Below are 10,124 nucleotides of genomic sequence, written 5' to 3'. Positions count from 1 at the left end.
CAACTTCGTCCTTGCTGAGCGTAAATTCATCCCTGTTTTTCGGCACGACGGGAATATAACGCACGCGATAATAAGACTCTTTATTCCGGGCGCCGGTATAGACCAGTCTGTTGGTTTGCATTCCGCCCGCAGGGATAATTAGCCGCGGCGGGGACGAAATAACCCCGGCGCCCTGCCCGTTAACAATGGCCTCATTATCAAGCGGAATTTCCTTTGCCGGGCTGTGCTCGTTATAAACTATTTCACTAACCTCAACGCGTACAAATGCCGTGGCATCCCCGGAGTTATAAATGCGTTTGGCGAGGGTATTTTTACCGGAATAGATATACTCATTTAACGGACCCACATTAATCACCGGGCCAGCGACTGCCGGCATAGCCAGAGTAATTAACATTGTCAAAGGCAAGGCTGTGGATATCGCATTTCTTTTTGTTTTAGTCGGTTTATTTTCAGATAAAGACATAAAAGCATCGCCATAAATTAATTTAATTGCTGCGTATTATGTCTGCCAGCACGATTTGCACAACGCTAAACAGCTTAATTAAGAAACAAATAATAAATCTCATCAATTAATATGTAACAACAAAGAGTCATGCAACCTTATGTTTTTAAACGCTAATAACAAAAACATTCATTAATAATATATTGACATACATTCAGTTTAAGGCAGGCAGCACGCTTACTTCCGCCATCCTGAGATACCACTACCTGTCTTTGCAAAAAATGAACAAACAATAAATACCAAACAATTAACACCACCTCATGTATTAATAAGTGCATGAAATGGAATTTCAATTCAGTCGTAATAACACGTTACGGTCAATAATTTTTGTAAATGTCATCCTGTTATTTATTTCAACGCCCATAGCGAAGTTTACTCTCAGCTCAATGGAAACCAACCCGGCTATATCATTAAATTCTCTCTGCTTATCATGAGATCTTAATCACACTTTTCAGTGAGTTAGCGCCAGGTAAAAACCGCTTAGCCTGCCTCGCAACCGCTTATTCCTGTATACGACCACTCGGCCACTCTTTTCCCCCTCTTACCGCAAAAATCGTCACGCTATGGCTGGGCTATTTTTATGCCCTTCTTTTACAACAACCAGGTTCAGCGAGACGGCGAACAGGCATGACGCCAGGGCTGACAAACGGATGAATTATGAATAAAAATAAATTTCTCAAACATATACCCTGGGTGATTCTGGGTATCATCGGGGCCTGCTGTCTGGCCGTCGTCGCCCTGCGACGGGGGGAACACATCAGCGCCCTGTGGATCGTCGTCGCCTCGGTGTCGGTCTATCTGGTGGCTTACCGCTACTACAGCCTTTATATCGCCCAGAAGGTGATGAAGCTGGATCCTACCCGCGCCACACCGGCGGTGATCAATAACGATGGGCTGAACTATGTCCCGACCAACCGCAACGTGCTGTTTGGCCACCACTTCGCGGCGATAGCCGGAGCCGGGCCTCTGGTCGGCCCGGTGCTGGCGGCGCAGATGGGCTATCTGCCCGGAGTGCTTTGGCTACTGGCAGGCGTTGTACTGGCCGGGGCGGTGCAGGACTTTATGGTGCTGTTTATCTCCTCGCGCCGAAACGGGGCTTCCCTTGGCGAGATGATCAAAGAAGAGATGGGGCCCGTGCCGGGGACGATTGCCCTGTTTGGCTGCTTCCTGATCATGATAATTATCCTGGCCGTGCTGGCTCTTATCGTGGTGAAAGCGCTGGCTGAAAGCCCGTGGGGCATCTTTACCGTTTGCTCGACGGTGCCGATTGCCCTGTTTATGGGCATTTATATGCGCTTTATTCGCCCGGGCCGGGTCGGTGAAGTGTCCGTTATCGGGATTGTGCTGCTGGTCGCCTCGATTTACTTCGGGGGTGTGATTGCCCACGACCCTTACTGGGGCCCGGCGCTGACCTTTAAAGACACTACCATTACCTTTACGCTCATCGGCTATGCCTTTGTCTCCGCCCTGCTGCCGGTCTGGCTGATCCTCGCCCCGCGCGACTACCTGGCGACCTTCCTGAAAATCGGCGTTATCGTCGGCCTGGCGATTGGGATCGTTATCCTCAATCCAGAGCTGAAAATGCCGGCGATTACCCAATACGTGGATGGTACCGGTCCGCTGTGGAAAGGTGCATTGTTCCCGTTCCTGTTTATCACCATTGCCTGTGGCGCAGTATCCGGTTTCCACGCGCTTATCGCGTCCGGCACCACGCCAAAACTGCTGGCCTGTGAAACCGATGCTCGCTTTATCGGCTACGGTGCGATGCTGATGGAGTCATTTGTGGCCGTTATGGCCCTGGTGGCGGCATCCATCATTGAGCCAGGTCTGTACTTTGCCATGAATACGCCACCGGCGGGTCTGGGCTTTACCATGCCAAACCTGCACGAGCTGGGCGGGGAAAACGCGCCAATGATTATGGCGCAGCTGAAGGAAGTGACCGCGCACGCGGCCGCCACCGTCAGTTCCTGGGGCTTTGTGATTTCGCCTGAGCAGATCCTGCAGACGGCAAAAGATATCGGGGAACCTTCCGTGCTTAACCGCGCAGGTGGTGCGCCTACGCTTGCCGTCGGTATTGCACATGTGTTCCACAAAATTGTGCCCGTTGCCGACATGGGCTTCTGGTACCACTTCGGGATCCTGTTTGAAGCGCTGTTTATTCTTACCGCGCTGGATGCCGGCACCCGTTCTGGCCGCTTTATGCTGCAGGATCTGCTGGGTAACTTTATCCCGTTCCTGAAGAAAACCGACTCGCTAGTGGCCGGTATCATCGGCACCGCTGGCTGCGTAGGCCTGTGGGGCTACCTGCTGTATCAGGGCGTGGTCGATCCGCTGGGCGGCGTGAAAAGCCTGTGGCCGCTGTTCGGCATCTCCAATCAGATGCTGGCGGCAGTTGCATTAGTGCTGGCCACTGTAGTCCTGGTGAAGATGAAACGTACCCGGTACATTTGGGTCACCGTGGTGCCTGCGGTCTGGCTGCTGATCTGTACCACCTGGGCGCTGGGCCTGAAGCTGTTTAGCAGCAACCCGCAGATGGAAGGCTTCTTCTTCATGGCCAACCAGTATAAGGCGCGTATCGCCGCCGGTGGGGCAGATCTGACGGCACAAGACATCGCCAACATGAACCACATTGTCGTCAATAACTACACCAACGCGGGCCTGAGCATTCTGTTCCTGGTGGTGGTTTACAGCATTATTTTCTACGGCATTAAGGCCTGGAAAGAGGCGCGTAAATCCGACCAGCCGACGGACAAAGAAACGCCTTACCAGCCGGTGCCGAAAGAAGGCATTAAGATTTCTTCCGGACACTGATCGCTTCATCTGACAGCCCCGCATTAGCGGGGCTTAAATCACTAAAGGAGCGACGAATGTTTGATAACTTAGGTGCTGCAAAAAAGTACCTCGGCCAGGCGGCAAGAATGCTCGTTGGCATTCCGGACTATGATACCTACGTGCTGCATATGCAGACGAACCACCCGGATCAGCCGCCCATGACCTACAAAGAATTCTTCCGTGAACGCCAGCAGGCGCGCTACGGCGGAGACGGTAAAGGCGGCATGCGCTGCTGTTAACAGGAAGGACGCGATGACACCGATTGCAGTAACCGTATTAACCGGCTTTTTGGGTGCAGGGAAAACCACCCTGTTACGTCATATCCTGCATACCCAGCAGGACGAGAAGATTGCCGTTATTGAAAATGAATTTGGCGAAACGCCTATCGACAGTCAGCTGATTGGCGACCGCGCCACACGTATAACGACCCTGAGCAACGGCTGTATTTGCTGCACGCGCTCAAGCGAGCTGGAAGATGCCCTGCTGGATCTGCTTGATAGCCGGGACAAAGGTGAAATCCACTTCGACAGGCTCATCGTCGAATGCACCGGCATGGCCGACCCTGGCCCTATCCTGCAGGCCTTTTTCGCCCATGAAATCATCTGCGAACGCTACCTGCTTGACGGCGTGATCGCCCTGGTCGACGCGGTACATGCCGATTCACAGCTGGATCAGTTCCCGCTCGCCCAGTCGCAAATCGGCTACGCCGATCGTATTTTACTGACCAAAACCGATGTGGCCGGTGAATCCGCTGCATTGACTGAACGCCTGCAGCGCATTAACGCACGCGCGCCTGTGTACCCTATCCTGCACGGCAATATCGATCTTCCGCTGCTGTTTAACACCCGCGGCTTTATGCTGGAAGAAAACGTCGTGGCGACAAAACCTCGCTTCCACCGCATTGCCCCGCAGCAAAATGAAGTCTCATCCATTGTGGTGACGCTGGACTACCCGGTGGCGCTGTCCGCCGTCTCTTCCGTGATGGAGAACCTGCTGTCCGGCTTCGCCAACAACCTGCTCCGCTACAAAGGAATGCTGTGGATTGAAGACCAGCCCTGCCGCCTGCTGTTCCAGGGCGTGCAGCGCCTATACAGCGCCGACTGGGACCGCGAATGGCAGCCGGACGAAACGCCGGAGAGCACGCTGGTGTTCATCGGCGTCTCGCTCCCTGAGGCCGAAATCCGCGACGCTTTTGCCGGATTAAAACCTGCCGCGTAGAGCAATAACCTTAAAGCCCTACCGCCTCTTTTAACGACTTCAAATAGCGGCGGCTCACCGGCACGGTGCGGCCATCCCGCAGCAACAGCTCCGCCTGACTGTTATCCTCCAGGCGGATCTCCTGCAAATAATTCATGTTCACCAGATATTGCCGGTGGCAGCGCAGCAGCGGCGTGCGGCTTTCCAGCGTGCGCAGTGTTAATTCGGTAAAGCCTTCTTTGCCATCCCGGCTGGTGACATACACCCCGCTTAGCCGGCTGCTGACGTAGGCCACCTCCTCCATCTGCAGCAGCCAGATGCGGCTGTGGCCGCTGCACGGGATAAATTTTAGCGGCTGCTGGCTGTCCGGCAGGCGGGAAACATCCTGCGCTTCGCTCTCCTGATGCAGGCGAGCCAGCGTTTTTTGCAGCCGCTGCGCTTCGATAGGTTTGAGCAGATAGTCAAATGCGCACTCCTCAAACGCCTGTACCGCGTATTCATCAAAAGCGGTGAGAAACACAATGCGTGGCCGATGGCGCTCGTCGAGCATCCCCACCATTTCCAGCCCGCTAATACGCGGCATCTGGATATCGAGAAACAGCACGTCCGGGCGCAGTTTGTTCACCGCGCTAATCGCCTCTATCGCGTTGGCGCATTCCCCGACTATCTCAATCTCGCCATCGTTCTCAAGCAGGACGCGCAGGTTCTCACGCGCCAGCGGTTCATCATCCACAATCAATACTCTTAACATACCAACTCCTCGGTGGGCAGGCGCACGGTGATGCAGGTAACACGGTCGGGGTCGCAGCTCACGGCCAGACCATAATCTTCCCCAAACTTCGCCCGCAGCCGCTTGTCCACCAGATTCATTCCCAGTCCGTTACCGTTCTCTTTTGGCCGGTACAACCCGGCATTATCCTCGACATCCACCAGCACGTCTTTTCCCTCTTTACGGGCACGAATAGTAATCATGCCGTGGTCTAATTGCTGAGAGGTGCCGTGTTTAATGGCGTTTTCCACAATCGGCTGTAGCGTGAAAGCTGGCAAACGCTGATTCGCCAGCTCGTCGGGCACCTGCCAGTCCACCGCCAACTGAGTCTGGAAACGCGTCAGCTCAATTTGCAGATAGGCATTCACGTGCTCAATTTCATCGGAAAGCGTGACAATTTCAGACGGGCGCTTGAGATTTTTGCGGAAAAATGTCGAGAGGTACTGCACAAGCTGCCCGGCTTTGTCGCCATCGTGGCGAATAACCGCTTTCAGCGTGTTCAACGCATTAAATAAGAAGTGCGGGTTCACCTGCGCATGTAGCAACTTGATCTCGGACTGTGCCAGCAGCGCTTTTTGCTGCTCGTATTTGCCCGCTAATATTTGCGCCGAAAGCAGCTGCGCAATCCCTTCGCCGAGCGTACGGTTGATCGAGCTAAACAGCCGGTTACGCGCCTCATAGAGTTTTATCGTGCCGATCACCCGCTGATTTTCCCCCCGCAGCGGGATAACCAGCGTCGACCCCAGCTTGCAGTTAGGATGCAGCGAGCAGCGATAAGGCACCTCATTGCCGTCGGCGTAAACCACTTCGTTATTCTCGATGGCCTGCCAGGTGTAACCCGACGAAATAGGCTTGCCCGCCAGGTGGTGATCGGCCCCGGTGCCAATAAACGCCAACAGCCTTTCCCGGTCGGTGATCGCCACGGCGCTGATGTCCAGCTCCCGGTGCAGCACCTTCGCCACCTTCAGGCTATTTTGTTCGTTGAATCCCTGCCGGAGGATCCCCTCGGTTGCGGCCGCGACCTTTAGCGCGGTGGCGGAGAACGCGGAAGTGTATTTCTCAAACATCGCGCGTTTATCCAGCAGAATGCGCATAAACATGGCGGCACCCAGCGTGTTGGTGACCATCATCGGCGCAGCGATGCTTTCCACCAGGTGGAGCGCATCCTCAAAGGGCCGTGCGATAAGCAAGATAATGATCATCTGCACCAGTTCGGCGACAAAGCTCGTCGCTCCGGCGACCAGCGGGCTAAACAGTTTGTCCGTCCTGCCCCGGCGGATTAAAACGCTGTGGATTAACCCGCCAATCAGTCCTTCCGCTATGGTGGAGATCATGCAGCTCAGCGCCGTCATTCCACCGAGAGAATAGCGATGCAGCCCGCCGGTTAGCCCCACCAGCCCGCCCACCACCGGCCCGCCTAACAGGCCGCCCATCACGGCGCCAATGGCGCGCGTGTTGGCAATGGAGCCTTCAATGTGAAGACCAAAATAGGTGCCCATAATGCAGAAAACCGAGAAGGTGATGTAGCACAGCAGCTTGTGGGGTAAGCGCACGGTCACCTGCATCAAGGGGATAAACAGCCGGGTTTTACTCATTAACCAGGCAATGACCAGGAACACGCACATCTGCTGCAGAAGCAGCAGGACTAAATTGGATTCGTACATCTTCAGACAATCTCCGCTCTCGAGGCGGGAAAGATACCTTGATGAGACTAGAATTTCCGGGGCATGGCGCAGATTTGTTAAATTTGGTACGAAAATAACAGCGAAAACGGCACCAGGAAGAACCAATATAAAACTAAAAAAACCAGGCAGAACAATCATCGACCAATAACATATCGTTAATAAAATCGATTAACAGCCCGTTCATTATTTATCCCCCCCAAACCCTGCTGATTATTATTTAAACAAACGCAGTTAATCAATTTAACGATAAGCAATGCCATATTTTTGCTAAAGCGTATTAATCCCGGTCAGGAAAGAACCATCATGGATTTATATTTCTTATGGCTATAAGTCATATCTTTATATTCTTCTGAGCAACGGTATTAGCAGGTAGTATCAGCCAAATAACAATGATTCAACGCCCATAACACGGCATTCGTGCGCTAATTGGCAGCATATCATGCTGTTGCATTGCGGAAAATTTCAGCAGGTAAGGACCAGGATAATGATCGTTCTCTCGGGCGTATCAAAAATATTTGCCAGCAGACATGGTGCCATTACCGCCGTAGATAATATTAATATCAACGTCAATAAAGGCCAGATTTACGGCATTATTGGCTACAGCGGCGCGGGTAAAAGCACATTAATAAGATTATTAAATGGGCTGGAGAAACCCACGTCAGGATCGATCATTGTCGCCGGGCAGGATATTGCCCAGGCCAGAGGCGAACAGCTCCGTCGGGCTCGCCTAAAAGTCAGCATGGTCTTTCAGCACTTTAATCTGCTGTGGTCCCGGACCGTTGCCGAGAATATTGCCTTTCCCCTGCAAATTGCCGGTGTTAATAAAAGCCAGATTCAGCAGCGTGTTAACGAGCTGATTAAGCTTGTGGGGCTGGAGGGGCGCGAAAACGCCTGGCCCGCTCAGCTAAGCGGTGGCCAAAAGCAGCGAGTCGGCATTGCTCGCGCGCTGGCCAATAACCCGGATGTTTTACTGTGCGACGAAGCCACTTCGGCGCTGGATCCGCAAACGACCGACGCGATTCTCGATCTGCTGCTCGACATTAACCGCCAGCTCAACTTAACCATCGTGCTCATCACCCATGAAATGCATGTGGTGCGCAAAGTTTGTCAGCGCGTAGCGGTGATGGAAAACGGCAGAATCGTTGAAGAAGGCCCGGTGCTGGATATTTTCACCCACCCGAAGCAGCCCATCACGCAAACTTTTGTGCGTCAGATTGCGGGGCAAAATACGCCCAGAGAACCCTTCAATCCGCTCTGGGTTCAGGGCATTGGCGGCAGCATTCTGAAGCTGATTTTCCCTGGCGGAGAAGCCCGACAGCCGGTGATTGCCGATGTCATTCAGCATTTTAACGTCGCGCTGAATATCCTGCACGGCAACATTACCCAGACGGTAGACGGCGCGTTTGGCGAGCTGTACGTCCATATGGATGACGCCAGCCAGCTAGAAAATATTGTGCAATACCTGAATCAAAAGCGGGTAGAAACTGAGGTTATTCGACATGCTTGAGCAATACTTCCCGCATTTAAAACTGGACAAACTGTGGGCCGCCACAGGCGAAACGCTCTACATGACGGCCTGGTCGGGAGTGGCAACGTTCGTGTTTGGCATCGCCCTCGGCGTGCTGCTGTTTCTCACTTCTCGCGGTCAACTGTTGCAGAATCGACTGGTTTACTCGGTGGTGACCGTGCTGGTCAACGTCTTCCGCTCGATCCCGTTCATCATTCTGATCGTCCTGCTGATCCCCTTCACGAAAACGCTGGTTGGCACCATTCTCGGCACCAACGCCGCGCTGCCGGCGCTGATCGTCGGGGCGGCCCCCTTCTACGCCCGCCTGGTGGAAATTGCACTGCGCGAAGTCGATAAAGGCGTTATTGAAGCCACGCGTTCAATGGGGGCCAAAACCCACACGCTGATCTTCCGCGTGCTGCTGCCTGAATCCTCTCCGGCGCTGGTGTCCGGGATGACTGTCACTCTGATTGCGCTGGTGAGCTACAGCGCCATGGCTGGGGTTATCGGTGCTGGCGGCTTAGGCAACCTCGCCTATCTGGAAGGGTTCCAGCGTAACCATAATGACGTCACGCTGGTGGCCACGGCCACTATTCTGGCGATCGTTTTTATTATTCAGTTTATCGGCGACCGCACCACACACCTGCTCGATAAACGCTAACGGCTTTCACACCTTTCGGGCGACAGAAGCACACACTGCCGCCTGGAATTCCACGGCAATGCACTTTTAATCACTAATCACGACTGGACGAAATAATGAAAAAACAGTTTATGATGTTAGCTCTGGCTTCTTTAACCGCGTTAAGTCTTCACGCCAACGCCGCTGAAAAACTGATTGTGGGCGCCTCCAACGTCCCGCACGCGGAAATTCTCGAGCAGGCGAAGCCGATTCTGGCGAAAGAAGGCATCGATCTTGAGATCAAAACCTTCCAGGACTATATCCTGCCGAATACCGCGCTGGCCGAGCATGAGATTGACGCCAACTACTTCCAGCATCAGCCCTATCTGGATTCGGTGCTACAGGATCATAAAGGCGATAAAAACTACGATTTCGTCAGCGCTGGGGCAATCCACGTGGAGCCGATCGGCATCTATTCGAAGAAGTATAAAAGCCTGAAGGATCTGCCGCAGAACGGCAAAATCATTCTGCGTGACTCGGTGGCCGAAGAAGGCCGTATTCTGGCTATCTTCCAGCGCGAAGGCGTGATCACCCTGAAACCTGGCGTGAAGCCGGTTAACGCGCGCATCAGCGACATTGCCAGCAACCCGAAAAACCTGCAGTTCAAAGCGGATATTGAAGCCGCCCTGCTGCCGCAGATGTACGCCAACAACGAAGGCGATGCGGTGGTGATCAACGCCAACTACGCGCTGGATGCGGGCCTGAACCCGATTAAAGATCCGATTGCCGTCGAAAGCGCCGAAGGCAACCCGTATGCCAACATCATTACCGTGCACCGCGCCGACGTGAAGAAACATGACATCGTCGAGCTGGTGAAAGTCCTGCACTCTAAGCAGATTCAGGACTGGATCAACGAGAAGTACCACGGCGCGGTTGTGCCGGTTAACCAGTAATACGAAAAAGGGGCGTAATGCGCCCCTTTAGTCATTCAATAATGGCAAGATCGCAGGCAA

At 53.6% G+C, this 10,124-nt stretch carries 8 protein-coding genes and 1 pseudogene; 6 read left to right on the top strand and 3 right to left on the bottom strand.

The features are described 5' to 3' along the window. Nucleotides 1-346: pseudogene (locus tag F3J26_RS12875) on the bottom strand (hypothetical protein); the annotation flags it as partial. 813 nt (nucleotides 347-1,159) lie between these two features. Between F3J26_RS12875 and F3J26_RS12870 the strand changes: the two are divergent. Genes F3J26_RS12870 through yjiA form a run of 3 tightly spaced genes read left to right on the top strand, consistent with a single transcriptional unit; the run spans nucleotide 1,160 to nucleotide 4,552 of the window. Further along, a complete protein-coding gene (locus F3J26_RS12870; protein ID WP_166994233.1) occupies nucleotides 1,160-3,313 on the top strand; it encodes a carbon starvation CstA family protein in 2,154 nt (717 codons plus the stop codon). 56 nt (nucleotides 3,314-3,369) lie between these two features. Further along, the gene (locus F3J26_RS12865) at nucleotides 3,370-3,573 is read left to right on the top strand and encodes a YbdD/YjiX family protein (protein ID WP_008460696.1); all 204 of its coding nucleotides are present in this window, start codon (nucleotides 3,370-3,372) and stop codon (nucleotides 3,571-3,573) included. Between the two features lie 13 nt (nucleotides 3,574-3,586). Beyond that, complete coding sequence (gene yjiA / locus F3J26_RS12860; protein ID WP_166994231.1) at nucleotides 3,587-4,552, top strand: GTPase; 966 nt, start codon at nucleotides 3,587-3,589, stop codon at nucleotides 4,550-4,552. A 10-nt stretch (nucleotides 4,553-4,562) separates the two neighbouring features. Here the strand turns inward: yjiA and btsR are convergent, their stop codons facing one another. Next, on the bottom strand, nucleotides 4,563-5,282 hold the full coding sequence (gene btsR / locus F3J26_RS12855) for a two-component system response regulator BtsR (RefSeq protein WP_008460700.1): 720 nt from the start codon (nucleotides 5,280-5,282) through the stop codon (nucleotides 4,563-4,565). Beyond that, nucleotides 5,276-6,964, bottom strand: coding sequence for a LytS/YhcK type 5TM receptor domain-containing protein (locus F3J26_RS12850; RefSeq protein WP_166994230.1), 1,689 nt, complete (start codon nucleotides 6,962-6,964; stop codon nucleotides 5,276-5,278). Before F3J26_RS12850 ends, btsR begins: the two co-directional genes overlap by 7 nt. Nucleotides 6,965-7,469: 505 nt before the next feature. On the opposite strand from F3J26_RS12850, the gene F3J26_RS12845 reads away from it, so the two are divergent. The 3 genes from F3J26_RS12845 to F3J26_RS12835 all read left to right on the top strand — a co-directional run bounded on the left by F3J26_RS12845 (nucleotide 7,470) and on the right by F3J26_RS12835 (nucleotide 10,064). Then, nucleotides 7,470-8,492: an ATP-binding cassette domain-containing protein gene (locus tag F3J26_RS12845; protein ID WP_166994229.1), complete on the top strand. Its 1,023-nt coding sequence runs from the start codon at nucleotides 7,470-7,472 to the stop codon at nucleotides 8,490-8,492. Beyond that, nucleotides 8,485-9,153: an ABC transporter permease subunit gene (locus F3J26_RS12840; protein ID WP_166994227.1), complete on the top strand. Its 669-nt coding sequence runs from the start codon at nucleotides 8,485-8,487 to the stop codon at nucleotides 9,151-9,153. Before F3J26_RS12845 ends, F3J26_RS12840 begins: the two co-directional genes overlap by 8 nt. Before the next feature lie 95 nt (nucleotides 9,154-9,248). After that, entirely contained in the window at nucleotides 9,249-10,064 is an 816-nt protein-coding gene (locus tag F3J26_RS12835) for a MetQ/NlpA family ABC transporter substrate-binding protein (RefSeq protein ID WP_008460708.1), read from the top strand. Nucleotides 10,065-10,124 lie beyond the last annotated feature (60 nt).

Source organism: Enterobacter sp. Ap-867 (assembly GCF_011752855.1).
Lineage (GTDB): Bacteria > Pseudomonadota > Gammaproteobacteria > Enterobacterales > Enterobacteriaceae > Cedecea.
This window is presented reverse-complemented; position numbering and strand designations above follow the sequence as displayed.